The sequence below is a fragment of the Streptomyces sp. NPDC021012 genome, assembly GCF_044333355.1.
Lineage (GTDB): Bacteria > Actinomycetota > Actinomycetes > Streptomycetales > Streptomycetaceae > Streptomyces.
This window is the reverse complement of the sequence record NZ_JBIRQU010000003.1, coordinates 802951-827267: the sequence shown is the minus strand read 5'-3', so window position 1 is coordinate 827267 and position 24317 is coordinate 802951. Positions and strand designations below refer to the sequence as shown.

Annotated in this window: 24 protein-coding genes; 12 read left to right on the top strand and 12 right to left on the bottom strand. The window is 73.3% G+C overall.

Going from position 1 to position 24317, the window contains the following annotated elements; genetic code table 11:
• Positions 1-33: 33 nt before the first annotated feature.
• Complete coding sequence (locus tag ACH4TP_RS13625; RefSeq protein ID WP_389225152.1) at positions 34-303, bottom strand: hypothetical protein; 270 nt, start codon at positions 301-303, stop codon at positions 34-36.
• Between the two features lie 446 nt (positions 304-749).
• Entirely contained in the window at positions 750-1784 is a 1035-nt protein-coding gene (locus tag ACH4TP_RS13620) for a LacI family DNA-binding transcriptional regulator (RefSeq protein WP_389225154.1), read from the bottom strand.
• 155 nt (positions 1785-1939) lie between these two features.
• Between ACH4TP_RS13620 and ACH4TP_RS13615 the strand changes: the two genes are divergently transcribed.
• The 4 genes from ACH4TP_RS13615 to ACH4TP_RS13600 all read left to right on the top strand — a co-directional run bounded on the left by ACH4TP_RS13615 (position 1940) and on the right by ACH4TP_RS13600 (position 5727).
• Entirely contained in the window at positions 1940-3211 is a 1272-nt protein-coding gene (locus tag ACH4TP_RS13615; RefSeq protein WP_398189972.1) for an MFS transporter, read from the top strand.
• Between the two features lie 67 nt (positions 3212-3278).
• Positions 3279-3986 (top strand): alpha/beta fold hydrolase, encoded by a 708-nt coding sequence (locus ACH4TP_RS13610; protein WP_389225158.1) that lies wholly within the window; start codon positions 3279-3281, stop codon positions 3984-3986.
• 14 nt (positions 3987-4000) lie between these two features.
• Positions 4001-4231 carry a hypothetical protein gene (locus ACH4TP_RS13605; protein ID WP_388846922.1) on the top strand — a complete coding sequence of 77 codons (231 nt, stop codon included), beginning with the start codon at positions 4001-4003 and terminating at the stop codon, positions 4229-4231.
• An 83-nt stretch (positions 4232-4314) separates the two neighbouring features.
• On the top strand, positions 4315-5727 hold the full coding sequence (locus ACH4TP_RS13600) for an SPFH domain-containing protein (RefSeq protein ID WP_398189969.1): 1413 nt from the start codon (positions 4315-4317) through the stop codon (positions 5725-5727).
• Between the two features lie 63 nt (positions 5728-5790).
• Here ACH4TP_RS13600 and ACH4TP_RS13595 read toward each other — a convergent pair whose 3' ends face one another.
• Positions 5791-5961 (bottom strand): hypothetical protein, encoded by a 171-nt coding sequence (locus tag ACH4TP_RS13595; RefSeq protein ID WP_398189967.1) that lies wholly within the window; start codon positions 5959-5961, stop codon positions 5791-5793.
• Positions 5962-6259: 298 nt separating this feature from the next.
• Between ACH4TP_RS13595 and egtA the strand changes: the two genes are divergently transcribed.
• Genes egtA through egtD form a run of 4 tightly spaced genes read left to right on the top strand, consistent with a single transcriptional unit; the run spans position 6260 to position 10555 of the window.
• Entirely contained in the window at positions 6260-7519 is a 1260-nt protein-coding gene (gene egtA, locus ACH4TP_RS13590; RefSeq protein ID WP_398437678.1) for an ergothioneine biosynthesis glutamate--cysteine ligase EgtA, read from the top strand.
• Positions 7516-8841, top strand: coding sequence for an ergothioneine biosynthesis protein EgtB (gene egtB, locus ACH4TP_RS13585; RefSeq protein ID WP_398437677.1), 1326 nt, complete (start codon positions 7516-7518; stop codon positions 8839-8841). Before egtA ends, egtB begins: the two co-directional genes overlap by 4 nt.
• Positions 8841-9593, top strand: a complete 753-nt coding sequence (gene egtC, locus ACH4TP_RS13580; protein ID WP_398189961.1) for an ergothioneine biosynthesis protein EgtC — start codon at positions 8841-8843, stop codon at positions 9591-9593. Before egtB ends, egtC begins: the two co-directional genes overlap by 1 nt.
• Positions 9590-10555, top strand: coding sequence for an L-histidine N(alpha)-methyltransferase (egtD, locus tag ACH4TP_RS13575; protein ID WP_398437675.1), 966 nt, complete (start codon positions 9590-9592; stop codon positions 10553-10555). Before egtC ends, egtD begins: the two co-directional genes overlap by 4 nt.
• On the opposite strand, the gene ACH4TP_RS13570 is transcribed toward egtD, so the two are convergent.
• The 3 genes from ACH4TP_RS13570 to ACH4TP_RS13560 form a co-directional block, all read right to left on the bottom strand.
• Entirely contained in the window at positions 10450-11349 is a 900-nt protein-coding gene (locus tag ACH4TP_RS13570) for a lysophospholipid acyltransferase family protein (RefSeq protein WP_398437673.1), read from the bottom strand. The genes egtD and ACH4TP_RS13570 overlap by 106 nt on opposite strands.
• Positions 11346-12182, bottom strand: coding sequence for a GNAT family N-acetyltransferase (locus ACH4TP_RS13565; RefSeq protein ID WP_389225178.1), 837 nt, complete (start codon positions 12180-12182; stop codon positions 11346-11348). The genes ACH4TP_RS13570 and ACH4TP_RS13565 overlap by 4 nt, the downstream gene beginning before the upstream one ends.
• Before the next feature lie 138 nt (positions 12183-12320).
• A complete protein-coding gene (locus ACH4TP_RS13560) occupies positions 12321-13571 on the bottom strand; it encodes an extracellular solute-binding protein (RefSeq protein WP_389225180.1) in 1251 nt (416 codons plus the stop codon).
• A gap of 276 nt (positions 13572-13847) precedes the next feature.
• Here ACH4TP_RS13560 and ACH4TP_RS13555 point away from each other — a divergent pair, with 276 nt between their 5' ends.
• Complete coding sequence (locus ACH4TP_RS13555) at positions 13848-14063, top strand: dodecin (RefSeq protein WP_389225181.1); 216 nt, start codon at positions 13848-13850, stop codon at positions 14061-14063.
• A gap of 16 nt (positions 14064-14079) precedes the next feature.
• Here the strand turns inward: ACH4TP_RS13555 and ACH4TP_RS13550 are convergent, their stop codons facing one another.
• Positions 14080-14568, bottom strand: coding sequence for an HAD family acid phosphatase (locus ACH4TP_RS13550; protein ID WP_398189951.1), 489 nt, complete (start codon positions 14566-14568; stop codon positions 14080-14082).
• A 58-nt stretch (positions 14569-14626) separates the two neighbouring features.
• Between ACH4TP_RS13550 and ACH4TP_RS13545 the strand changes: the two genes are divergently transcribed.
• Positions 14627-15646 carry an MsnO8 family LLM class oxidoreductase gene (locus ACH4TP_RS13545; RefSeq protein WP_398189949.1) on the top strand — a complete coding sequence of 340 codons (1020 nt, stop codon included), beginning with the start codon at positions 14627-14629 and terminating at the stop codon, positions 15644-15646.
• A 64-nt stretch (positions 15647-15710) separates the two neighbouring features.
• Complete coding sequence (locus tag ACH4TP_RS13540; protein WP_398437670.1) at positions 15711-18077, top strand: ATP-binding cassette domain-containing protein; 2367 nt, start codon at positions 15711-15713, stop codon at positions 18075-18077.
• Between the two features lie 15 nt (positions 18078-18092).
• Here the strand turns inward: ACH4TP_RS13540 and ACH4TP_RS13535 are convergent, their stop codons facing one another.
• From ACH4TP_RS13535 to ACH4TP_RS13515, 5 genes are all read right to left on the bottom strand, one after another.
• Positions 18093-18920, bottom strand: coding sequence for a tyrosinase family protein (locus ACH4TP_RS13535; protein ID WP_389225190.1), 828 nt, complete (start codon positions 18918-18920; stop codon positions 18093-18095).
• Positions 18921-18941: 21 nt separating this feature from the next.
• Entirely contained in the window at positions 18942-19325 is a 384-nt protein-coding gene (locus tag ACH4TP_RS13530) for a tyrosinase cofactor (RefSeq protein WP_389225192.1), read from the bottom strand.
• 292 nt (positions 19326-19617) lie between these two features.
• Positions 19618-20367, bottom strand: coding sequence for a succinate dehydrogenase/fumarate reductase iron-sulfur subunit (locus tag ACH4TP_RS13525; RefSeq protein ID WP_389225194.1), 750 nt, complete (start codon positions 20365-20367; stop codon positions 19618-19620).
• The gene (locus tag ACH4TP_RS13520) at positions 20364-22304 is read right to left on the bottom strand and encodes a fumarate reductase/succinate dehydrogenase flavoprotein subunit (protein ID WP_398437668.1); all 1941 of its coding nucleotides are present in this window, start codon (positions 22302-22304) and stop codon (positions 20364-20366) included. Before ACH4TP_RS13520 ends, ACH4TP_RS13525 begins: the two co-directional genes overlap by 4 nt.
• Position 22305: 1 nt before the next feature.
• On the bottom strand, positions 22306-23037 hold the full coding sequence (locus tag ACH4TP_RS13515) for a succinate dehydrogenase (protein WP_398437666.1): 732 nt from the start codon (positions 23035-23037) through the stop codon (positions 22306-22308).
• A 96-nt stretch (positions 23038-23133) separates the two neighbouring features.
• On the opposite strand from ACH4TP_RS13515, the gene ACH4TP_RS13510 reads away from it, so the two are divergent.
• Positions 23134-24012 carry a LysR family transcriptional regulator gene (locus ACH4TP_RS13510; RefSeq protein WP_398189932.1) on the top strand — a complete coding sequence of 293 codons (879 nt, stop codon included), beginning with the start codon at positions 23134-23136 and terminating at the stop codon, positions 24010-24012.
• The last annotated feature ends 305 nt before the right edge of the window (positions 24013-24317 follow it).

The window sequence follows — 24317 nt, the reverse complement described above, 5'->3', positions numbered from 1 at the left end:
GCCCCTTCGGGACACCGGGGAGGGACGCGGGGGTCAGCGGGTCACGGCGGGGCGGGCCAGGGCCGTGAGGCCGTAGTCGAGCTCGTGGCCGTCGACGAGCAGCGCCTCGACCGTGAGCGACTCGGGGTCGATGTCGGCACGGATGCCGTGCCCCTCGTAGATCGGGTAGCCCGTCTCGCCGTGCCGACCGGTGGCCTCCACGACGGCCGAGCGGACGGCACTGTCCGCGACGGAGGCGCCGCCCCGGTCCTCGACGTGCTCGGGCACCAGCAGGATCTCGAACCGCTTCGGAACTGTGCTCATGCACCGAAACTAAGCGCTCGACCGAAGCCCCGCCCGCCCGGGCCCGGACCTCGGCCGAAGCCCCGCCCGGGCACCGGACCTCGGCCGGAGGCCCCCAGGCCCGGACCTCGACCGAAGTCCCCGTCCGCAGTCCCCGTCCGCAGTCCCCGTCCGCCCGGCCTCGGCCCTCGGCCGGACTCCCGCCGGGCGCCGGGGCCGGCCGCTGCCACCGCTCGCCGGGCTCCCGCCGGACGGCGCTCCGCGGCACAGCCGGACCCCGCCAGACGGCACCCCGCGCTCAGCGGACGCCGCTGGACGACACCCCACGCTCGGCGGACCCCGCCAGACGGCACTCCACGCTCAGCAGGCCGCCGCCGGACGATGCCCCGTCCCCAGTCGCCCGCGCTCAACCGGACCCCGCCGGACGGCACCCGTGCCCCGTCGCCCCCGCCGGACGGCGCCCCCGCTCAGCTGGACTCCCGTCGGACGACCCGTGAGTCGAGCAGGTCCCGGGAGAGGGGCACGGTGTCCGGTTGCCGTACGGCGCGGTCGACCAGCTCCGCCAGCTCGCGGCCGCCCACCATGTCGAGGCGGACGGTGGAGAGCCGGGGTCGCAGCAGCCGGCCGAGGAGCAGGTCGTCGGCGCCGATGACGGCGGTCTCGCCGGGCACGGAGATCCCGGCGTCCTGGAGCGAGCGCATCAGGAGCATCGCGTACTCGTCGTTGTACGCGAAGACGCCGTCGAGGCCCAGCTCGCGCCACCGCGCGGCGAGCGCGTCGGCCGACTCCTCCTCGTACCGCAGCGGCAGGGGGACGACGGTGGCGCCGGTGCCCTCGGCGGCGCGGCGGGCCCCGTCGAGGCGGGGTCCGGAGAACATGGTGAGGCCCGGCTCCTCGGGCACGACGACGCCGATCCGGCGCCGTCCGGTCTCCAGGAGGTGCTCGGTGGCCACCTCGCCGACCCGCCCCTGGTCCATGACGAGGGCGTGGGCGCCCTCCACGCGCCGGGTGCCGAGGGTGATCACGGCCCGGGCCCCGGACCGCTTGAGGATCTCGACGCCCTGCCCGGTGAGCTCGACCTCGCCGAGGGAGACCACGGCCACCGGCCGCAGCTCGGCCCAGGCGCGGGCGGCCTCCCCGGGCTCCAGGCCGACGCTGCCGTACTGCACGACCGTGTAGTCGAGGCGGCGCAGGGCCCACTGGAAGTCGTTGAAGAACTGGCTGTACAGCGACCCGACCGCGACGTGGGGGGTCGGGAGCAGCACCATGCGGCTGTGGCCCGCGCGCAGGCTGCGGGCCGCGGCGTGCGGCACGTAGCCCAGCTCCTCGGCGGCCTCGCGCACCCGCTGCCGGGTGGGCTCGCTGATGCGGACGGCCGAGGTGTTGTTCAGGACGTACGAGACGGTGGCCCGGGACACGCCCGCGAGGCGTGCGACATCGGCGCTGGTCGGGACCGCGCGCCCGGAGGGGCGCTCGGGGGACCGTTCGGTTGGCTGGCTCATCGATCCGGCATCTTTCCAGAACAATCCGGCCCCGGGTCTGGCGGATGGCCGGAAATGAGTGCTACACAGTGCTCACACGTGCCACTGACACGTGTAACCATACCGTTCAATCCGCTTCTCGCCCCCGCATCGGGCGATCTCCCCAGGAGGGCAAAGTGGCCCTTTCCTCCCCCGGAACCGGCTCCGACACGGGCGCCCCCGGCCCCGCCACCGCCACCGGCTCCCCCGCGGCCCCCCGGCCGACGCGCGGCCTGCTGCCCCTGCTGCTCGCCGGGAACACCGCGATGTACGCCCTGTACATCGGCGTCCCCGGCATGCTCCTCGCGCTCCAGATCGAGGCCATCGACCCCGCCGACAAGGTGGCGAACTTCGGCCTCGTCTCCGGCATATCCGCGATCTTCGCCACGGTCTTCAACCCGGTCGCGGGCGCCCTCTCGGACCGCTCGGGCCGCCGCAACCCGTGGATCCTCGCCGGCGGCCTGCTCGCCCTCCCCGTGATGCTGCTCCTCGGCAGCGTCCACACGATCCTGCTCGTCACCATCGCCTGGTGTCTGGGACAGGCCGTCATGAACATCTACCAGGCGGCCATCACCTCCGTGGTCCCCGACCGGATCCCCCTGGCCTCGCGCGGCAAGGCCTCGGCCGCCGTCGGTCTCGGCCTGCCCGTCGGCTCCACGATCGGTGCCCTCGTCGGCGCGGCCTTCTCCGAGCACTACCGCACCGGCTACCTCGTCTTCGGCGCGATCGTCGCCGCCACCGCCGTGCTGTTCACCACCTGCGCCCGCGAGGAGCGCATGGCCCCGAAGGCGCCGATGCCGGTCGGGCAGCAGCTCGCGGCCTTCGGCAGCGCCCTGAAGAACCACGACTTCCGCTGGGCCTTCATCGGCCGTGCCCTGCTCATCCTCGGCTACTTCGCGGTCTCCGGATTCCAGCTGTACATCCTCAAGGACCACACCGACCTGCCCGCCGGACTGAGCCCCGAGGAGGCCGTGGCGATCCTCATGCCGGTCAACTCGGTCGCCATGGTGGTCTCCACCGTCCTCGGCGGCTGGCTCTCGGACCGCTTCGACCGCCGCAAGCTCTTCGTCGGCGCCTCCGCCGTGCTCGCCGCCCTCGCGCTGGTCATCCCGGCCGCCTCCAGCAGCTGGGCGGCGATGCTGGCCTTCTCCGTCGTCAACGGCCTCGGCTTCGGCTGCTACATGGCCGTCGACACCGCCCTGGTGACCATGGTGCTGCCCAAGGCCGAGGACGCGGCCCGGGACATGGGCGTCCTCAACGTCGCCAACGCCGGACCGCAGATCGTCGCCCCCTTCGTGGCCTCGCTCATCGTCTCGCTGAGCGGCGGATACACGACGCTCTTCCTGGTCGCGGCCGTACTGTCGGTACTCGGCGCGCTGGCCGTGCGCCCCATCCGCGGCGTGCGCTGACCCGCGCCCGACCCGCGTCGGCACCCGCCGGGCACCGAGCACGAAGCACCTCAGGAGAGGCGACACCATGCGACTGCACACCACCACCTGGGGATCCGGTGACCGGACGGCGCTGCTCGTCCACGGCATCATGGCCGACCACCGCACCTGGCGCCGGGTCGGACCGGCGCTCGCGGAGCGCGGCTACCGGGTGATCGCCGTGGACCTGCGGGGGCACGGGGCGAGCGGCCGGGCCCCGGGCCCGGAGGCGTACCGCCCGGAGGACCACGCCGACGACCTCGTCGAGACCCTCCCCGCCGGCGCGGAGCTGGCGATCGGCCACTCGCTCGGCGGGCTCGTCCTCGCGCGGGCGGTGGAGCGGCTCGCGCCGGCCAGGGCGGTGTACTCCGACCCGGCCTGGCACCTGGCGGCCGGCCCCTGCGGCTACCGGGCCGAGCTCTTCGTCCGGGGCAAGTCGATGACCCGGGAGCAGATCAGGGGCTTCAACCCGCACTGGCCGGAGGAGGACGTCGACATCGAGATGGCGTCGGTACGGGACTGGGACGAGCGGACGGCCCACGGCCTCACGCCGTTCGTGGGCGCCGACCTGTGGCCGGCCCGGCCCGTGGTGCCCTCCCTCGTCGCCCTCGCCGATCCGAGCGTGCTGGTCCGGCCGGAGCACGCCCGGATGCTCGCCGACCGCGGATTCGAACTCCGTACGGTGGAGGGGGCGGGGCACACGATCCACCGGGACGACTTCGACGGGTTCATCTCCGCCCTGGAGGGCTGGATCTGACGTACCGTTCAGGCATGGACGACGAGTCGATGGACAGCTCGATGGTGGGACTGCTCGGCCGGGTGACCGGCACCGTCGGCCCCGGTCTCGTCGGCGAGGTGATCGTCCGGATCCGCGGTGGTGCCGAGCACTTCCTCGCGCATCCCGCCTCGCCGAAGGAGCGGATCGAGGTCGGAACGGTGGTGATGGTCATGGAACATCTCCCTCCACGCACCGTCTATGTCACAGCCGCGTACGACAGTTGACCGAACCGTTGAGTACGCGCCCGTCACGGGCGCACACTCCCTTCACCGGGTCCGCTCGGCTCCGGTGAAGGGGGACCTTGTCCATGAGCATCGGCATTCTGGCGGGCGTCGTCGTCGGCGCGCTCGTCGTTCTGATCGGTGTGTTCAAAATGATGTGGCGCGTCGCGGAACCCAACGAGGCGCTGATCATCTCCGGTTCCAACCACAAGATGGAGGGCCTCGGCACGGGCATGGGGTTCCGCATCGTCACCGGTCGCGGCACCCTCGTGCTCCCCGGTGTGCAGGCGGTGCGGAAGCTCTCGCTGGACCTCAACGAGACGCAGCTGTCCGTCGAGTGCGTCACCCACCAGGGCATTCCGCTGAAGGTCCGCGGTGTGGTGATCTTCAAGGTCGGTGACGACTTCGTGTCGATCGCCAACGCCGCACGCCGCTTCCTCGATCAGCAGAAGCTGATGAGCGAGCGGGTGCACATCGTCTTCGCCGGTCATCTCCGCGCCATCGTCGGCGGGTTGACGGTCGAGGACATGATCCGTGACCGGGAGAAGCTGACCGGGCAGGCGCGGTCGGCCTGTGGCACGGAGATGGAGAAGCTCGGCCTGATCGTCGACTCGCTGCAGATCCACGAGATCGAGGACCCGACCGGGTACATCAAGAACCTGGCCGCCCCGCACGCGGCCGCCGTCCAGCGGGACGCGCGGATCGCGCAGGCGGAGGCGAACCGCCGGGCGACCGAGGCCGAGCAGCAGGCCGCGGCGCGCATGTCGGAGGCGACCCGCGACAGCGAGATCCTCCAGGCGGGCTACCAGGCCGAGCGGGACCAGGCTTCCGCCCGGGCCCGGCAGGCCGGCCCGCTCGCCGACGCGGCCTCGCGCCAGGAGGTCGTCGTCCAGGAGACCCGGGTCGCCGAGCTGGAGGGCCTCCGCAAGGAGCAGCAGCTCCAGGCGGAGGTCCGCAAGCCGGCCGACGCCATGGCGTACGAGACCCGGACGCTGGCCGCGGCCGAGCGTGACGCCCGGATCTCGGCCGCCGAGGCCGAGGCGAAGGAGACGGAGCTGGCGAGCGCGGCCAAGGCCACGGCGACCCGGCTCACCGGTGAGGCCGAGGCGGCGGCGCAGCACGCCAAGGGCCTCGCGGTCGCCGAGGCCACCCGTGCGAAGGGTCTGGCGGAGGCCGAGGCCATCAAGGCGCGGGCGGCGGCCCTCGCGGAGAACCAGGAGGCCGTGGTCGCCCAGCAGCTGGCCGAGAAGTGGCCCGAGATCGTCTCCGCCGGCGCCTCCGCCTTCGGCAACGTCGACCAGATGGTCCTGCTCAACGGCGCCGACGGCATGGCCGACGTCTTCGCCAAGGCCCTCACCATGGGCGGAACGGGCCTCGGTCTCGCCCGCCAGCTCCTCGCCACGATGAGCCCGGCGACGCAGGAGAAGCTGGGCGGGACGGTTCTCCCGGCCCCCCGGGCCGAGGAGAGCGTGGAGATCCCGGTCGGCGACGGACGGTAACCGCACACGAAGGGCCCGGTGCGCCGTCCTCGGCACCGGGCCCCTTCGCGCGACCGCTCGACCTCAGTTGTGGCCGAACTTGCGCTCCTTGCGGTGCGACGCGTGCTCCACGAGGGGCATCGACGTCTCCCTCGCCGGCGCCGGCGCGCTCTTCTCCTTCGCCACCGCGTCCGCGCGGTGCTCATGTCCGCCGGTACGGGCTCCCCGGTTCGTCCGGGTCTGTTTCTTGCCCACGATCGTGCCTCCCGTGACGGGTGTCGGACGGTGGTCCGTGTCCCCTCAGCCTGGCACGGGGGTACGAAACCCGCATGTCAGAACGGTGGCCCCATGAGGGCGTATCCACTCAGGGCACGTAGGCCTCGGGCGCCGGCAGGGCACCACGGGGGGCGACGGGTTCTGCGGGGCTGCGGGGAAAACCGGACACGTAGGGGCACAGGGGGCGCATGGGCAGGGGGTGGGGCGCTCTTGCACGCCGACTCGCGGTGGCTTTAGGTGGAAGCAGCGGTTCACCCGAGGACCAGGAGGTGTACGGATGTCGCCCAGCGGCATACCGCGCGGCGGCCCCCCTCTGACCGAGGCGGAGGCGGAGGACCTGCTGCGATGTATCTGTTTCAAGACGGGTCCGCCCCGCACGGTGGGGGTGGAGCTGGAGTGGCTCGTGCACGAGCTGCGTGACCCCCGTCTTCCCGTACGGCCGCCGAGGCTCGCGGCCGCGCTCGACACCGTACGGGCCGTGCCCCTGGTGTCGGCCCTCACGTTCGAACCCGGCGGGCAGCTGGAGCTCAGCTCGCGCCCGGCCGGCTCCCTCATGGAGTGCCTCGACTCGCTCGCCGCAGACCTGCGCGCGGTGCGGGCCGCGCTCGGGCCGCTCGGCCTGACCCTCAGCGGTTACGGGGTGGACCCCTGGCATGCGCCGCGCGACCGGGTCCTGCACGAGCCGCGGTACGACGCGATGGAGACCGTGCTGGGCCGGACCGGGCCGGCCGGGCGGGCGATGATGTGCGATTCGGCCTCGGTGCAGATCTGCCTGGACGCCGGTCTGGAGGAGCCGGGTCCGCTCGGCTACCACCGGCGCTGGCAGCTCGCCCACCTGCTCGGCGCGGTGCTGGTGGCGGCGTTCGCCAACTCCCCGGTGCACGGCGGGCGCCGCACCGGCTGGCGCTCGACGCGGCAGGCCCTGTGGGCGGATCTCGACCCCCGGCGGGCGCTCGCGCCGTCGCCGGACGGGGAGCCGCGCGCGGAGTGGGCGGCGCACGTCCTGGACACGCCGGTGATGTGCGTACGGGCCGAGGAGGGGCCGTGGGCGGTGCCGGAGGGGCTGACCTTCCGGGAGTGGCTGCGGACGGGGCTTCCGCGCCCGGCCGACGCCGACGACCTGCGGTATCACATGACGACGCTGTTCCCGCCGGTGCGGCCGCGCGGTCATCTGGAGCTGCGGATGGTGGACGCGCAGTCGGGCCCGGACGGCTGGATGGTGCCGGTGGCGGTGACGACGGCGGTGTTCGAGGACCCGGAGGCGGCGGAGGCCGTGTACCGGGCGGTGAAGCCGCTCGCGGAGCAGGCCGGTTCCGGTCCCGCCCCGTGCAATCCGCTCTGGGTGGCGGCGGCGCGCGACGGTCTCGCCGATCCGGAGCTGCATGCGGCCGCCCGCGCGGTGTTCTCCGCCGCGCTCGACGCGCTGCCCCGGATCGGGGCGAGCGAGGAGGTGCGGCGGGCGGTCGCCGCCTTCCACGAGCGGTACGTGATCCCCGGGAGCTGCCCGGCCGACGACTTCGAGGCGGTGACGTCATGACCGCGACCGAGACGGGGGCGGGTCCCGAGGCGCTGCGGCGGCGGGCCCTCGACGCCCTCACCGCCGCGCGGGACCGCACCGCGCTCCTCACCTCCTGCGTGGAGGACGGCGAACTCACGGCGCAGCACTCGCCGTTGATGTCCCCGCTGGTCTGGGACCTGGCGCACATCGGGAACCAGGAGGAGCAGTGGCTGTGGCGGGCCGTCGCGGGGCGCGAGGCGCTGCGGCCCGAGATCGACTCGCTGTACGACGCCTTCCAGCATCCGCGCGCGACCCGTCCGTCGCTGCCGCTGCTCGCGCCCGGTGAGGCGCGGGCCTACGCCGCGGACGTACGGACCCGGGTGCTCGACGTCCTGGAGAGCACCCCGCTGGAGGGGCGGCCGCTGGTCGACGCGGGCTTCGCGTTCGGCATGATCGCCCAGCACGAGCAGCAGCACGACGAGACGATGCTGATCACCCATCAGCTGCGGAAGGGTCCGACCGCGCTGACCGCTCCCCCGCCGCCGGTCCTGCGGTCCGGTCCGCTGCCTCCCGAAGTCCTCGTCCCCGGGGGGCCGTTCACCATGGGGACCTCGGACGAGCCGTGGGCCCTGGACAACGAGCGGCCGGCGCACGCCCGCGTCCTCCCCGCCTTCCACATCGACACCACTCCCGTCACGAACGGCGCCTACCTCGCCTTCATCGCCGACGGCGGCTACACGGACCGCCGCTGGTGGCGGCCGGAGGGCTGGGCGCAGATCAGGGAGCACGGCATCGGGGCCCCGCTGTTCTGGCGCCGGGACGGCGGGCAGTGGCTGCGCCGCCGGTTCGGGGTGACGGAGCCGGTGCCGGAGGAGGAGCCGGTCCTGCACGTCAGCTGGTACGAGGCGGACGCCTACGCCCGCTGGGCGGGGCGGCGGCTCCCGACCGAGGCGGAGTGGGAGAAGGCGGCCCGCCACGACCCGGTGTCCGGGCGCTCCCGCCGCTATCCGTGGGGCGACGCCGATCCGGGCCCGGAGCACGCGAACCTCGGGCAGCGGCACCTGCGGCCCGCTCCGGCGGGCAGCTACCCGGCGGGGGCCTCGCCCCTCGGCGTACGGCAGCTGATCGGGGACGTGTGGGAGTGGACGGCGAGCGACTTCCTGCCGTATCCGGGGTTCACGCCCTTCCCGTACAAGGAGTACTCGGAGGTGTTCTTCGGCCCGGAGTACAAGGTGCTGCGGGGCGGTTCGTTCGCGGTGGACCCGGTCGCCTGCCGGGGTACCTTCCGCAACTGGGACCTCCCCGTCCGGCGCCAGATCTTCTCCGGCTTCCGGACGGCGCGGACCGCGGAGCTCGACTGATGTGCCGTCATCTCGCCTATGTGGGCGTCCCCTTGGCGCTGGGGGACCTCCTCGTCCGGCCGCCGCACGCCCTGCTGCGCCAGTCCTGGGAACCCCGTACGCAGCACAGCGGCGTGGTGAACGCCGACGGCTTCGGCGTCGGCTGGTACGCCGAGGGGGATCCGGTGCCCGCGAGGTACCGGCGGGCCGGCCCGATCTGGGGCGACCTGTCCTTCGCGGACCTCGCCCGGGTGGTGCGCTCCGGGGCGTTCCTCGGGGCGGTCCGGGGGGCCACGTTCCCCGGCGCCGACGGGGAGGCCGCGGCGGCTCCGTTCGCCGCCGGGCCCTGGCTGTTCAGCCACAACGGCGCCGTCGAGGGCTGGCCGGACTCCCTCGCGGCGCTCGCCGGGGCGCTGTCGGCCGGGGAGCTGCTGCGTCTGGAGGCGCGCACCGACTCGGCGCTGCTCTGGGCGCTGGTGCTGCACCGGCTGCGGGCCGGGGACGCGCCGGGGACGGCCCTCGGCGACACGGTGCGGGAGGTCGCGGCCGCGGCCCCCGGTTCCCGGCTGAACCTGCTGCTGACCGACGGGGAGCGGATCGCGGCGACGTCCTGGAGGAACAGCCTCTGGTGTCTTTCGGGCCCCGGCCGGGTGGTCGTGGCCTCCGAACCGTACGACGACGATCCGCGCTGGCGGGAGGTGCCCGAGCACACGCTCGTCACCGCCGACCGCGCGGACGTCGTCCTCACCCCGCTCAAGGAGCCGTCCGCGTGAGCCCGTTCCAGCTGACCCGCACCCTCGCCCCCGACGCCGCGAGCGCCGACCTCCGCGCCGACGTCCTCCACGGTCTGAGCCGCCTGCCCAAGGAGCTGCCGCCGAAGTGGTTCTACGACGCCCGGGGCAGCGAGCTCTTCGAGGAGATCACCCGGCTGCCCGAGTACTACCCCACGCGCGCGGAGCGGGAGATCCTGGTCGCGCGGGCGCCGGAGATCGCCGCCGCGACCGGGGCCCGGACCCTGGTGGAGCTGGGTTCCGGCTCCTCCGAGAAGACGCGGTTCCTGATCGACGCGCTGCTTCCGGGGCTGGAGGCTTACGTGCCGGTGGACGTGAGCGAGTCCGCCCTTGTCGGAGCGGCCGAGACGCTGCTCGCGGACCGGCCGGACCTGTGGGTGCATGCGCTCGTCGCCGACTTCACGCGGGGGCTCGCGCTGCCGGGGGCGCCGGGGCCGCGTCTGGTGGCCTTCCTGGGGGGCACGATCGGCAATCTGCTCCCCGCCGAGCGGCGGACCTTCCTGCGTTCGGTCCGCGCGATGCTCGCGCCGGGCGACGCGCTGCTGCTCGGCACGGACCTGGTGAAGGACGAGGCCACGCTCGTGGCCGCCTATGACGACGCGGCCGGGGTGACGGCCGAGTTCAACAAGAACGTCCTGTCCGTGATCGACCGGGAGCTGGGCGCGGACGCCGATCCGGCCGCCTTCGAGCACGTGGCGGTGTGGGACGCCGAGCGGGAGTGGATCGAGATGCGGCTGCGCGCCCGCCGCGCGCTGACCGTGAAGATCCCGGAGCTGGATCTCGTGGTGCCGTTCGCGGCGGGCGAGGAGATGCGGACGGAGGTGTCGGCGAAGTTCCGTCAGGCGGGTGTACGGGAGGAGCTGGCGGCGGCGGACCTCGAACTGGCCCGCTGGTGGACCGACAGTGAGGGCAGGTTCGCGTTGTCCCTGGCCACGGCGAGCTGAGCCGCCGAGGCCAGGGCCCGGCGGTCTGGATATCGGATACTGGGTATCGGATCCAGTATTCGAATATTGGCGACAATCTCCCGCGCGGTGACGACCCGCCACAGCGACGCCCCCAGCGGATCGTCCCCGACGTACGCCGCCGCGTCGGCGGGCCGGTAGTCGATCCGTACCGGCAGCACGGCGCAGCCGGCGTCCAGGGCGGCCTGGAACGCGGCCGGGCGGAAGCGCCCCCTGGCCCGTCCGCACCAGGTCGACCCTTCGGGGAAGACGACCACCCGGCCTCCGCCGGCGAGCACCCCGGCCATCTCCCGCACCGCGCCGGGCAGGGCCCTGAGCCGGTCGCGGTCGAGGAAGAGGGTGCCGCCGAGCGCGGCGAGCGTGCCGAGGACGGGCCAGTGGCGGACCTCCGTCTTGGCCACCATCCGGCCGGGCAGCACGGCCGCGACGAGGGGGATGTCCAGCCAGGAGACGTGGTTGGCGACGACGAGGAGCGGGCCGGTGACCGCGCCGGCCGCCCCCTCGTACCGGACGCGCACGCCGAAGGCGCGGACCACCGCCCGCACCCAGCTCCGGACGAGGGCGAGGCGGGCGGCCGCCGGGAGGAGCGCCGCGGCCGGGGCGAGCAGGACGCCGAGGAGGACCGCGCCGGTCCCGGCGGTCAGCCGGACCGCGGCACGGACGGCACCGGCCCGTCCGGCGGGTCCGTCACGGCCGGTGTCCGGGTGGGCGGCGCAGTGGCCCGGGGTGCAGGGTGCCGTGGGGAGCCACGGCGAGACGGCCGTGGCCCCGGTCACGACGCGGGGACGAGCGAGAGGAAGTGGTGGAGGTAGCGCGGGTTGGTGCGGCGCAGCGAGAGTAGGACGTAGAGGTCGGCGGTGCCGAAGTCGGGGTCGTGCGCGGGGGCTCCGCAGACCCAGGCGCCGAGCCGCAGGTAGCCGCGGAGCAGCGGCGGGAGTTCGGTGCGGCCCTCGGGGCGGGTGACGCCGGCGGGGCTCCACAGCTTGTGTGGGGTGACCCAGTACTCCTCGGGGGCGAGGTGCTTGTCCTTGACGGTGTCCCAGGTCGCGGCGGCGAGGGTGCCGCCGTCGGCGAGCGGGATCGAGCAGCAGCCGGCGAGCCAGTTGTGGCCGGCGCGGGTCATGTAGCGGGCGAGTCCGGCCCAGATGAGGGCGATCACGGCGCCGTTGCGGTGGGCGGGGTGGACGCAGGAGCGGCCGACCTCCACCAGGTCGTGCCGGACGGGGGCGAGCCGGGTGAGGTCGAACTCGCTCTCGGAGTAGAGGCGTCCGGCGAGGGCGGCCCGCTCGGGCGGCAGGATCCGGTAGGTGCCGACGACCTCGCCGGTGCTCTCCTCCCGTACCAGGAGGTGGTCGCAGTACGCGTCGAAGGCGTCGCCGTCCAGGCCGGGTTCGGGCCCGTCGAGCAGGGCGCCCATCTCGCCGGCGAAGACCTGGTGGCGCAGCCGCTGGGCGGCCCGTACGTCCTCCTGGTCCCGGGCGAGACCGACGACGTACCGGGGAGCGGGCTGCTCGGCCGGGGCCGGGGGCTGCGCGGGGAGGGCCAGGGGCGGTGCGGAGACGGCCTGGGGTGGTGCGGGGACGGCGAGCGTGCGCGTCGGTACGGACATGGCGGACTCCTCCGGCGGACGGAAGGGGAAGGGGCGGGACCGGGCCGCGTGCGCGGTGGCCCGGCTCCTTACTTCTCCCGTCGCCGGCTGGATTCGACATGACCGTCCGGGGGCTCGCGGGTGTGCGAACGCTGAATGCTATTCGGCGAGGGTCTCCGTGATCGCGGTCGAGGCCTTCTCGGCGGCCTTGACGGGGTCCTCGCCCTGGAGGACGGCCGTCATGTACGGCTTGATGGGGTTGTCGGCCTCGACGTCGGCCCACTGCGGGGAGTTGGGGGTGGCGCGGCCGCGCGCGGCGCCCTTCGCCATGACGGCGGTGGCCTCCTGGCCGGCGACGACGGAGGCGAGGCTCTTCTTGTTGGGCACGTAGCCCATGGCGCGGGCGAGTTCGGACTGCCACTTCTCGCCGGCGAGCGCCTTGACGACGTCGAGGGCCGCGCCGCGGTCGGGGGCGTTCTCCGGGATGATGAGGTCGGAGCCGCCGGTGAAGACGGCGCAGGGCTGGCCGGGCTTCTTGCCGGGTATCGGGAAGTAGCCGAGCTTGTCCTTGAGGTCCGGGTTGGCCTTGAGGATGGCGGCGACGGCGCTGGGCGTGGCGATGAGCTGGGCGACATCGCCCTTGGCGAAGACGTCGGCCTGCGGCGGGGTCTGCTCGTCGGCGTTCTTCGGGCCGTCGCCGAGGGCCTGGAGCTTCTTGTAGAAGGCCATGCCGCGCTGGGCGGCCGGGCTGTCGAGCGCGCCGGTCCACTGGCCGCCCTTGTCGACGGCGAGTTCGCCGCCCTCGTCCCAGACGAAGCCGGCGAGGGTGTACCAGTCCTGTCCGGCGAGGTAGATGCCCTGGGCGCCGTTCTTGTCGAGCTTCTCGGTGTCGTCGAGCCACTGCTCGCGGGTGGCCGGCGGCTTGTCGATGCCGGCGGCGTCGAACAGGTCCTTGTTGTAGATGACGATGCGGTTGGCCGCGTACCAGGGGATGCCGTACTGGGATCCGGAGATGCTGCCGGGTTCGGCGAGACCGGGCAGCCAGTCCTCGCGGCCGAGGTCGCGGACCGACTCCAGGGTGAGGTCGAACAGCTTGTCGGTGTCGGCGTACTGGGCGACCTGGGTGTTGCCGACCTCGATGACGTCGGGGCCGCCGGAGCCCTGGATCGCCTCGGTGACCTTCTTGCCGATGCCGGTCCACTCCTGGATGGTGAACTCGAGCTCGACGCCGCTGTGCTCCTTCTCGTACGTCTCGGTGAAGCGCGAGAGGAAGTCCTCGCTGACGCTGTCCCGCATGAGCCAGACGTTCACGGTCCTCGTCCCGCCGTCGCCGCCCGGGAGCAGTCCGCAGCCCGCGAGGGCGAGCGCGGTGACGGCGGCGAGGGGGCAGGCGAGATGGCGGTTCTTCACGGGGTCACCTTCTGCGGTTCAGCACAGGGTCGTGCGCATGGGGGGCTGACCCGGCATGGGGGGACCGAACGGGGTGTTCGCGCGGGTATGTGGCCTGGATTCTGGTCTGGACCAACGGGATGGTCAAGTCCTTGACGAACCCGTTCCGCACCCCGGTGGACGCCCTCCTTCCTTACCGTCGGTAGTTACTCATGGGTCACCCGGCCCCCGTCGTGTCGCGCGCCGACGCGCCCTGGGGCACCGTGGAGGGACCGCACCGAGAGGAGTTCGGCCCCCATGTCGAATCACACCTACCGCGTCACCGAGATCGTCGGCACTTCCACGGAGGGCGTCGACCAGGCCATCCGCAACGGCATCGAGCGCGCCTCGCAGACCCTGCGGGGACTGGACTGGTTCGAGGTGACGCAGGTACGCGGCCACCTCGTCGACGGCGCGATCGAGCACTACCAGGTCGGCCTGAAGGTCGGCTTCCGGCTGGAGGGCGAGGACTGAGCCGGTCCGCCCGGCCTCAGGTGCGGCCCTCCTTCTCCTGAGCCTCCCTCAGCGCCTCGGAGGGCTCCGCCCAGCGGGCCCGTACGACGTGGAAGCCCGCCGCCTCGGCCGCGTCGCACACCGCCAGGTCGTCGTCGACCAGCATCCTGACCGCGCGGTCGGCGGCGAGCCGGCGCAGGATCTCCACCTTGGTCACCCGCGCCGGCCGGAAGTCGCGGTTGCGGCGCATGTGCACGGGCCCCTCCGGCAGCCCCTGCCCGGCCAGCCACTCCACCGTCGCACGGCGGCAGCGCTCCGGCCGCCCGGTGAGGTACACCACCTCGCACTCCTCGGCCGCCTCGCGGCACAGCTCGACGCCCTCCGCCAGCGGTGGATCGTCGGGCGCCGCCGCGAAGAAGGCCTCCCAGTCCTTGGGCCTGCGCTCCAGGAAGTGCTGGCGGTGCGCGGTGGCGGCCAGCGTGTTGTCGAGGTCGAAGACGGCCAGGGGCCGGTTGTCCGCTGTCACCCGCCCAGCCTAGGACCCGCCCCGGGAATCCCTCCCGGCTCCGCGCGTTGAACCCTGTGTGAGCACCTTCCCCGACGGCATCCGCTTCTCCGTCCTCGACCGCTCCCGCACCCGGGAGGGCGAGGACGCCCCCCAGGCGCTGCGCGCCACCGTGCGCCTCGCCCGGGAGGTGGAGGCCCTCGGCTACCACCGCTTCTGGGTGTCGGAGCACCACGGCGTGCCCGGGGTGGCCGGTTCGGCGCCCACGGTGCTCGCGGCCGCCGTCGCCGCCGCGACCTCCACCGTCCGGGTCGGTACGGGAGGGGTGATGCTCCCGAACCACCGGCCGCTGGTCGTGGCCGAGCAGTTCGGTGTGCTGGAGTCCCTCTTCCCCGGCCGGATCGACATGGGGGTCGGCCGCTCGGTGGGCTTCACGGACGGCGTCCGCCGGGCCCTCGGCGGGGCCAAGGAGGACGCCGACCGGTTCGGGGAGCAGCTCGCCGAGCTCCTCGGCTGGTTCACCGGCGGGCAGTCGGCCCACCCGCAGGTGCATGCCCGGCCCGCCGAGGGGCTGCGGGTGCCGCCCTTCGTCCTCGCGACCGGGGAGGGTGCCGGGATCGCCGCGGCGGCCGGACTCCCCCTCGTCATGGGCGACCTGCGCCACCGCGAGCGGCTGCTGACGGCCGTCGACGCGTACCGCAGGGCCTTCCGTCCGTCCCCGTGGGCCGCCGAGCCGTACGTGGTCGTCGCCGGGACGGTCGCGGTGGCCGCCGGCGAGGCGGAGGCGCGACGGCTGCTGATGCCGGAGGCCTGGTCCCTCGCGTACTCGCGCACGCGCGGCGTCTTCCCGCCGCTCGTCCCGCCCGAGCGGATCGAGGAGCTGCCGATGACGGAGAAGCAGCGCGGCTTCTACGAGTCGGGGCTCGACGGGCACCTGCACGGCACGGAGGAGCAGGTGGCCGAGGCGCTGGAGCGGGCGGTGAAGGAGACCGGGGCGCAGGAGGTCCTGGTCACCACGAGCACGTACGACCGGGCGGCGCTGAGCGACTCGTACCGCCGTCTCGCCCGGGCGGTCGGCCTCACGCCGCCCGCCGCGTGACGGTCGCCTCGTGACGACCGGGGAGCGATCGGGGCAAACGCGGACCATTCGATAAGGTCGCCCCATGCATGACAGCCCCCATGATCCGTACGTCCGCGTCCGAGGCGCCCGCGAGCACAACCTCGCCGGGGTCGACGTCGACATCCCGCGCGACGCGCTCGTCGCCTTCACGGGGGTCTCCGGCTCCGGCAAGTCGTCGCTGGCCTTCGGGACGATCTACGCCGAGGCCCAGCGCCGCTACTTCGAGTCGGTGGCGCCGTACGCGCGGCGGCTCATCCACCAGGTGGGGGCGCCCGCGGTCGGGGAGATCACCGGGCTGCCGCCGGCGGTCTCCCTGGAGCAGCGCAGGTCCTCGCCGAACGCCCGCTCCTCCGTCGGTACGGTGACCACCCTCTCCAACTCCCTGCGGATGCTCTTCTCGCGGGCCGGGCACTATCCGGAGGGCGCGGAGCGGCTCGACTCCGACGCCTTCTCCCCCAACACGGCGGCGGGCGCGTGCCCTTCGTGCCACGGCCTGGGGACGGTCCACGACACGAGCGAGGAACTCCTCGTGCCCGACCCGGATCTGTCGATCCGCGAGGGCGCGATCGCCGCCTGGCCGGGCGCCTGGCAGGGGAAGAACCTGCGGGACGTGCTCGACGCCCTGGGGTACGACGTCGACCGGCCGTGGCGGGAGCTCGCCGCGAAGGACCGCGAGTGGATCCTCTTCACGGACGAGCAGCCGGTCGTCACCGTGCACCCGGTGCGGGAGGCGGACCGCATCCAACGCCCGTACCAGGGAACGTACATGAGCGCCCGCCGGTACGTCCTGCGCACCTTCTCCGACTCGAAGAGCCCGACCCTGCGGGCGAAGGCGGAGCGCTTCCTGACCAGCGCGCCCTGCCCGGTCTGCGGCGGCGGCCGGCTGCGGCCCGAGGCGCTCGCGGTCACCTTCGCCGGCCGGAACGTCGCCGAGCTCGCCGCGCTGCCGCTCACGGCCCTGTCCGGTCTCCTGTCGACCGTCGCGGCGACGGCGGACGCCCCGGAGACGGCGCGCGTCCTCACCGAGGACCTCGTCGCCCGGATCGCCACGGTCACCGAGCTCGGCCTCGGCTACCTCAGCCTGGACCGCGCCACCCCGACGCTCTCCAGCGGCGAGCTCCAGCGACTGCGGCTCGCCACCCAGCTGCGCTCCGGTCTCTTCGGCGTGGTGTACGTCCTCGACGAGCCGTCCGCCGGGCTGCACCCGGCCGACACCGAGGCCCTGCTCGTGGTGCTCGACCGGCTCAAGGCCGCCGGGAACTCGGTCTTCGTCGTCGAGCACCACCTCGACGTGGTCCGGCATGCCGACTGGCTCGTGGACGTCGGCCCGCGCGCCGGCATGCACGGCGGGCGGGTGCTGCACAGCGGCCCGCCGGAGGGGCTGGCCGGCGTCGAGGCGTCCGCGACCCGGCGGTTCCTCTTCGACCGGCCGCCCGCGCCCGCGCGGGCGGTGCGGGAGCCGGCGGGCTGGCTGCGGCCGGGGCCGGTCACCCGGCACAACCTGCGGGCGGTGGACGCGGCCTTCCCGGTCGGCGTCCTCACCGCCGTGACGGGCGTCTCGGGCTCCGGCAAGTCCACGCTCGTCGGCGCGCTGACCGAGGAAGTCCCCGGAGTGGGACGTCTGGTGACGGTGGATCAGCGGCCGATCGGCCGTACCCCGCGCTCCAACCTGGCCACGTACACCGGCCTGTTCGACGTCGTGCGCAAGCTCTTCACGGAGACCGAGGAGGCCAGGGCGCGCGGGTACAAGGCCGGCCGGTTCTCCTTCAACGTGCCCGGCGGCCGCTGCGAGACCTGCCAGGGCGAGGGCTTCGTCTCGGTGGAGCTCCTCTTCCTGCCGAGTACGTACGCGCCCTGCCCCGACTGCCGCGGCGCCCGCTACAACCCGGAGACCCTCCAGGTGCGGCTGCGCGGACTGACCATCGCCGAGGTCCTCGACCTGACCGTCGAGTCCGCCGCCGCGTTCTTCGACGGGACCCCCGCCGCCGCCCGGAGCCTGCGCACCCTCCTCGACGTGGGCCTCGGCTATCTGCGGCTCGGGCAGCCCGCCACCGAGCTCTCCGGCGGGGAGGCGCAGCGCATCAAGCTCGCCTCGGAGCTCCAGCGGCCGCGCGGCGCCCACACCCTCTACGTCCTGGACGAGCCGACGACCGGGCTGCACCCGGCCGACGTGGAGGTCCTGATGCGCCAGCTCCACGGCCTCGTGGACGCCGGGCACTCGGTGGTCGTCGTCGAGCACGACATGGACGTGGTCGCCGCCGCCGACTGGGTGGTCGACCTCGGCCCCGGCGGCGGCGACCGGGGCGGCCGCGTGGTCGCCGCGGGTCCCCCGGACCGGGTGGCGCGGGCGGCGGAGAGCCGCACCGCGCCGTATCTGGCCCGGGCCCTGGGGTCCGGCGGGCCGCGCTGAGCCCCTGCTACGGGATCAGGCGGCCGTGTCGAAGGTGTAGTGGCGGGTGTGGTCCAGCATGTCCGCCGGGGTCACGTCGTTCCACGGGCGCATGGTGTCGCCGAGGTCGACGACGTTCGCGGTGCCGGCGGCCGGCAGGTACGTCGACCGGGGGTGGCGGGCCTGCCACTCGGCCCACAGCTTGTCCACGAAGGCGTGGTGCAGCCAGAACACGGGGTCGTTCGGGGAGACCCCGGTGGCCATCTGGCCGCCGACCCAGACGTGGACGCGGTTGTGGAGGTTGACCCCGCGCCAGCCCTCCAGGTGGTTGCGGAAGCCGTCCGAGGAGCTGTTCCAGGGGGCCGTGTCGTAGGTCTCCATGGCGAGCACGGAGTCCACCTCGGCGCGGGTGGGCAGCTGGCGGCCGCCGGCCCCGAGGTCGCGGCGGAGGTAGTCGCGCCCGTCGACGCGGACGTTGATCGTCCAGCGGTTCCCGGTGCGGGCGAACGGGCCGTCCGTCACCTGGCCGTCCCGGACCCGGCCGGTGCCGCCGAGGAAGTCGGGCGCCCAGAGCGAGGAGCGGGAGGTGCGGTCGGCCGTCCAGTCCCAGTACGGGAGGGTGACGGCCGGGTCCACGGACTGCAGCGCCTCCTCGAACTGTATGAGGAAGCGGCGGTGCCAGGGCAGGAACGAGGGCGAGCGGTGGCCGACCCGGTCGCCGTTGTCCGTGTCGCTCATGATGAAGGCGTTGTGGGTGGTGACGAAGGTGTCGTACCGCCCGGAGCGCTTGAGCTCCAGGAGGGCGTTGACGAAGCGGCGCTTCTCGTCGGCGGTCAGGGTGGCCTGGTTCTTGCGTACGGTCATGGTGGTGCGCTCCTGGATCGGTCAGGCGAGGTTGAGCGGAACGAGCGGGGCGCCCTGGAGTTCGCGGACGGCCGCGCGGGCCACCGCCTTGGGCGTGGCGACGGGCTCGTAGTGGTTGATCACGCTGATCCAGGTGCCGTCGGCGTTCTGCATGACGTGCAGTTCCTCGCCGTCGATCGTGACGGAGTAGCCGCCTCCGTGGTGTCCCCCGTGGTGGCCGCCGCTGTGCGAGGGGCCGCCCTTGATGCGGCGGCCCTGGTACACCTCGTCGAAGGAGTCCGGGGCGGCCGGGGTCGCGGCGGCCCGGGGCGCGGCGACGGCCTGGCCGGCCAGGGCGAGGCCGGCGGCGGCGCCTGCCGCGCCGGCCGCGACGCCGAGGGCCCGGCGGCGGGTGATGCTGGACATGAAACCCCCAAATGGTCAGTACGACCGGGGGGTTCGGTCAGGTGCCCCCCGGCAGTCCTCATCAGTACCCGGGGGTGTCGGCGCGCCGGAAATCTCCGGCGGCCGGTTGGCTGCGAAGTGGCCAAGATGCCACGATAAGTACAGTTTTGAACGGAGTTGATCTTGCTGTCACGGCGGGCGGAAGCGCCCCGGAGCGAAGATCCTACGGAGAAAGTGATCTTTTCGTGAATGATCTTCGGTTCCGGGGCGCGCGGTGTGGCGGAGCCCACGCCGCCAGACTGTCCGGATCCGGTCAGCCCCGGGGGGCCTTGCGGCGCGCCCGCAGCCATTCCCTGTTCATCGCCGCGATCGACGGCAGCGGGATGCCCTTCGGGCAGGCCGTCGCGCACTCTCCCGTCAGGGTGCAGCCGCCGAAGCCCTCGGCGTCCATCTGGGCGACCATGTCGAGGACCCGGGTCTCGCGTTCCGGGGAGCCCTGGGGCAGGACGTTCAGGTGGTTGACCTTGGCGGAGGTGAAGAGCATCGCCGAGCCGTTGGGGCAGGCCGCCACGCACGCGCCGCAGCCGATGCACTCGGCGTGCTCGAAGGCGGAGTCCGCGTCGGCCTTGGGCACGGGGGTGGCATGCGCCTCGGGGGCGGACCCGGTGGGGGCGGTGATGTAGCCGCCGGCCTGGATGACCCGGTCGAAGGCGGAGCGGTCGACGACGAGGTCCTTGACCACCGGGAACGCGGACGCGCGCCAGGGTTCGACGTCGATGGTGTCGCCGTCGCGGAAGGAGCGCATGTGGAGCTGGCAGGTCGTGGTGCGCTCCGGCCCGTGCGCGTCGCCGTTGATGACGAGGCTGCACGCGCCGCAGATGCCCTCGCGGCAGTCGTGGTCGAAGGCCACGGGGTCCTCGCCGCGCAGGACGAGGTCCTCGTTGAGGGTGTCGAGCATCTCCAGGAAGGACATGTCCGGGGAGATCCCGTCCACCTCGTAGGTGGCCATGGCACCCTCGGTGCCGGCGTTCTTCTGGCGCCAGACGCGCAGGTTCAGCCTCATGCGTAGCTCCGCTGGGTGGGGTGGACGTGGTCGAAGGTGAGGTCCTCCCGGTGGAGGACGGGGGCAGAGCCCGTGAACTCCCAGGCCGCCGCGTACGCGAACTCCTCGTCGCGGCGGGCGGCCTCGCCGTCCCGGGTCTGGGACTCCTCGCGGAAGTGGCCGCCGCAGGACTCGGCGCGGTGGAGGGCGTCGAGGCACATGAGCTCGGCGAGCTCCAGGTAGTCGACGATCCGGTTGGCCTTCTCCAGGGACTGGTTGAACTCCTCTCCGGTGCCGGGGACCTTGACGCGGCGCCAGAACTCCTCGCGGATCTCGGGGATGCGCCGCAGGGCCTCGGTCAGGCCCTCCTCGGTGCGGGCCATGCCGCAGTACTCCCACATGAGTTCGCCGAGTTCGCGGTGGAAGGAGTCGGGGGTGCGGTCGCCGTCGACGGAGAGGAGGAGGTTCAGGCGGTCCTCGGTCTCGGCGACGGCCTCGCGGACCGCGGGGTGGTCGTCGGTGACGGGTTCGCCGTGCGGATGGCGGGCCAGGTAGTCGTTGATGGTGGCCGGCAGGACGAAGTAGCCGTCGGCGAGGCCCTGCATGAGGGCGGAGGCGCCGAGCCGGTTGGCCCCGTGGTCGGAGAAGTTGGCCTCGCCGATGGCGAAGAGGCCGGGGACGGTGGTCTGGAGGTCGTAGTCGACCCAGAGGCCGCCCATCGTGTAGTGGACGGCGGGGTAGATCCGCATGGGGACCTCGTACGGGTTCTCGGCGGTGATCCGCTCGTACATGTCGAAGAGGTTGCCGTACCTCTCCTCGACGGCCTTGCGGCCCATCCGCCGGATGGCGTCCGCGAAGTCCAGGTAGACCCCCTGGCCGCCGGGGCCGACGCCCCGCCCCTCGTCGCAGACGTTCTTCGCGGCGCGGGAGGCGATGTCACGGGGGACGAGGTTGCCGAAGGAGGGGTAGATCCGCTCCAGGTAGTAGTCGCGCTCGTCCTCGGGGATGTCGGCGGCCGGACGCGTGTCGCCCTTCGCCTTCGGCACCCAGATGCGGCCGTCGTTGCGCAGCGACTCGCTCATCAGGGTCAGCTTCGACTGGTGGTCGCCGGTGCGCGGGATGCAGGTGGGGTGGGTCTGGGTGAAGCAGGGGTTGGCGAAGTACGCGCCGCGCCGGTGGGCCCGCCAGACGGCGGTGGCGTTGGAGTTCATGGCGTTCGTCGACAGGTAGAAGACGTTTCCGTAGCCGCCGCTGGCGAGGACGACCGCGTCGGCGCAGTGGGTGGAGATCTCGCCCGTGATCAGGTCGCGGGCGACGATGCCGCGGGCCCGTCCGTCGACGACGATCAGGTCGAGCATCTCCGTACGGGCGTGCATCTCGACGTTTCCGGCGGCGATCTGCCGGGACAGCGCCTGGTAGGCGCCGAGGAGGAGCTGCTGGCCGGTCTGGCCGCGGGCGTAGAAGGTGCGGGAGACCTGGACGCCGCCGAAGGACCGGGTGTCGAGGAGGCCGCCGTACTCGCGGGCGAAGGGGACGCCCTGGGCGACGCACTGGTCGATGATCTCGACGGAGATCTGGGCCAGGCGGTGGACGTTGGACTCGCGGGCCCGGAAGTCGCCGCCCTTGACGGTGTCGTAGAAGAGGCGGTGGATGGAGTCGCCGTCGTTGCGGTAGTTCTTGGCGGCGTTGATGCCGCCCTGGGCGGCGATGGAGTGGGCGCGGCGCGGGGAGTCCTGGAAGCAGAACTGGACGACGTGGTAGCCCTGTTCGGCGAGGGTGGCGCCGGCGGAGCCGCCGGCGAGGCCGGTGCCGACGACGATGATCCGGTGCTTGCGGCGGTTGGCGGGATTGACCAGCTTCGCCTGGAAGCGGCGGGTGTCCCAGCGCTCGGCGATGGGCCCGGCGGGGGCCTTGGTGTCGGCGATCGGCTCGCCGATGCCGTATTCGAGGAAACTCATGTCAGCTCACCACTCCGGTCATGACGGCGACGGGGACGGAGACGAAGCCCGCGGTCAGGACGAGCGCGAGGGTGTTGGCGAGGGCCTTGAGGAGGCGCTCGCGGCGGGCGTTGCCGACGCCCAGGGTCTGGGCGGCGCTCCAGAAGCCGTGCCGGACGTGGAGGCCGAGGGCGAGCATGGCGGTGATGTAGACGACGTTCCCGTACCAGGTGGAGAAGGTGTCGACGACGTTCTGGTAGGGCTTGCCCTCCTCGAAGCCGCCGGGGTGGACGGTGCCGGTGGTCAGGTCGAGGAGGTGCCAGACGACGAAGAGGCCGAGGATGATCCCGCCCCAGCGCATGGTGCGGGTGGCGTACGAGGAGCGCCTGCGGCGGTGGACGTACGCGGTGGGGCGGGCCTTCAGGTCGCGCCGGCTGAGCTGGTACGCGGAGACGGCGTGGGCGACGACGGCGGCGAGGAGCACGATCCGGACGATCCACAGGGCCCAGTGGTGGTGCAGGACCGGGGCGCCCATGACGCGCAGCCAGTGGCCGTAGGCGTTGAACTCCTCGGGGCCGAAGAAGACCTTGAGGTTGCCCGCGACGTGGGCGACGAGGTAGCCGAGCATGACGAGCCCGCTGACGGCCATGACCGTCTTCTTGCCGATCGTCGACGACCAGAAGCCACGGGACGGGGTCGGTGCGGGGGACGGCGGGCGGGCAGCCGTCCGCTCCCTCGTGGGTGCCAGAGCCATGCCTTCGACGCTAGGGCCGGAGGGCCCGAGAGGTCCAAGACATGGTCCGGCTGATCTCGATAGGTCTTATCTATCAATGTCCTCTACGCTGGGACCATGCAGTTCCAGCAGCTCCTCTACTTCGTCGCCGTGGCCGAGACCCGGCACTTCACCCGGGCCGCCGAGCGCGTCCACGTCTCGCAGCCCTCGCTCTCCCAACAGATCAAGGCGCTGGAACAGGAGCTGGGCGCGGAGCTGTTCAGCCGCGCCCGGGGGAACATCGCCCTCACCGACGCGGGCGAGGCCCTGCTGCCGCTCGCCCGCCGGATCCTCGCCGACACGGAGACGGCCCGCCTGGAGGTGCAGGAGCTGGCCCAGCTCAAGCGGGGCCGGGTGCGGCTCGGTGCGACGCCGAGCCTGTGCACGGGGCTCCTCCCGGACGTGCTGCGGTCCTTCCACGACCTGCACCCGGGGATCGAGCTCCTCATCGAGGAGGGCGGCTCGCACGATCTCGTACGGGAGCTGGCGCGCGGCGCGCTCGACCTGGCGCTGGTGGTGCTCCCCCTCCCCTCCCCCTCCCCCGCCCTCACCACGGTCGAGCTGCTCCACGAGGACCTGGTCGTGGTCTCCGCCGCCTCGGAGCCGGCCCCGCGCCGGCCCGTGCGGATCAAGGACCTCCGCGACCAGCCCCTCGTCATGTTCCGGCACGGCTACGACCTGCGGGAACTGACCGTCGCCGCCTGCCGCGCCGAGGGCTTCGAACCCACCTTCACCGTCGAGGGCGGAGAGCTGGACGCGGTCCTCGGCTTCGTACGCGCCGGGCTCGGGCTCGCGGTCGTCCCGGCGATGGTCGCGGCGCGTGCGGGGCGCGACCTGCGGGTGACGGCCCTCGCCCGGCCGGGCCTCCGCCGCACGATCGCCCTCGCCCACCGCAGCGACGTGGCCCCGCCCCGCGCGGCCCGCGAACTCCAACGCCTCCTGCTGCGCCGCACCTGACACCACCACGGGCTTAGGACCCGCCGCCCCGTTGCGGGCCGCGCCTGCCGGGGCGGCGCCCACCCCCGTTGTGGGCCGCGCCCGCCGCCCCGTTGTGGGCAATCGTTCCGCTGGGGCGGTGCGGGCTGCGCCGCCGTTGTGGGCAATCGTCCCGCTGGGGCGGTGCCCACCCTCAACGGCCCCCGTTGTGGGCAATCGTTCCGCTGGGGCGGAACGGGTGGGCACAACGGACCCGCGCCCTACCGGCGCCAGAGGCTTACGAGCCCGGACCCGCACCACGTTGTGCGCCGCGCATCGGGTGCGGG

Bases quoted from the DNA above. Each gene is read 5' to 3' on its own strand.
- ACH4TP_RS13510 (WP_398189932.1), top strand. From the start codon at position 23,134: ATGCAGTTCCAGCAGCTCCTCTACTTCGTCGCCGTGGCCGAGACCCGG.
- ACH4TP_RS13540 (WP_398437670.1), top strand. From the start codon at position 15,711: ATGCATGACAGCCCCCATGATCCGTACGTCCGCGTCCGAGGCGCCCGC.
- ACH4TP_RS13620 (WP_389225154.1), bottom strand. From the start codon at position 1,784: ATGAGCCAGCCAACCGAACGGTCCCCCGAGCGCCCCTCCGGGCGCGCG.
- egtB (WP_398437677.1), top strand. From the start codon at position 7,516: ATGACCGCGACCGAGACGGGGGCGGGTCCCGAGGCGCTGCGGCGGCGG.
- ACH4TP_RS13625 (WP_389225152.1), bottom strand. From the start codon at position 303: ATGAGCACAGTTCCGAAGCGGTTCGAGATCCTGCTGGTGCCCGAGCAC.
- ACH4TP_RS13530 (WP_389225192.1), bottom strand. From the start codon at position 19,325: ATGTCCAGCATCACCCGCCGCCGGGCCCTCGGCGTCGCGGCCGGCGCG.
- ACH4TP_RS13605 (WP_388846922.1), top strand. From the start codon at position 4,001: ATGGACGACGAGTCGATGGACAGCTCGATGGTGGGACTGCTCGGCCGG.
- ACH4TP_RS13610 (WP_389225158.1), top strand. From the start codon at position 3,279: ATGCGACTGCACACCACCACCTGGGGATCCGGTGACCGGACGGCGCTG.
- egtA (WP_398437678.1), top strand. From the start codon at position 6,260: ATGTCGCCCAGCGGCATACCGCGCGGCGGCCCCCCTCTGACCGAGGCG.
- ACH4TP_RS13600 (WP_398189969.1), top strand. From the start codon at position 4,315: ATGAGCATCGGCATTCTGGCGGGCGTCGTCGTCGGCGCGCTCGTCGTT.
- ACH4TP_RS13515 (WP_398437666.1), bottom strand. From the start codon at position 23,037: ATGGCTCTGGCACCCACGAGGGAGCGGACGGCTGCCCGCCCGCCGTCC.
- ACH4TP_RS13555 (WP_389225181.1), top strand. From the start codon at position 13,848: ATGTCGAATCACACCTACCGCGTCACCGAGATCGTCGGCACTTCCACG.
- egtC (WP_398189961.1), top strand. From the start codon at position 8,841: ATGTGCCGTCATCTCGCCTATGTGGGCGTCCCCTTGGCGCTGGGGGAC.
- ACH4TP_RS13525 (WP_389225194.1), bottom strand. From the start codon at position 20,367: ATGAGGCTGAACCTGCGCGTCTGGCGCCAGAAGAACGCCGGCACCGAG.
- ACH4TP_RS13520 (WP_398437668.1), bottom strand. From the start codon at position 22,304: ATGAGTTTCCTCGAATACGGCATCGGCGAGCCGATCGCCGACACCAAG.
- ACH4TP_RS13565 (WP_389225178.1), bottom strand. From the start codon at position 12,182: ATGTCCGTACCGACGCGCACGCTCGCCGTCCCCGCACCACCCCAGGCC.
- ACH4TP_RS13535 (WP_389225190.1), bottom strand. From the start codon at position 18,920: ATGACCGTACGCAAGAACCAGGCCACCCTGACCGCCGACGAGAAGCGC.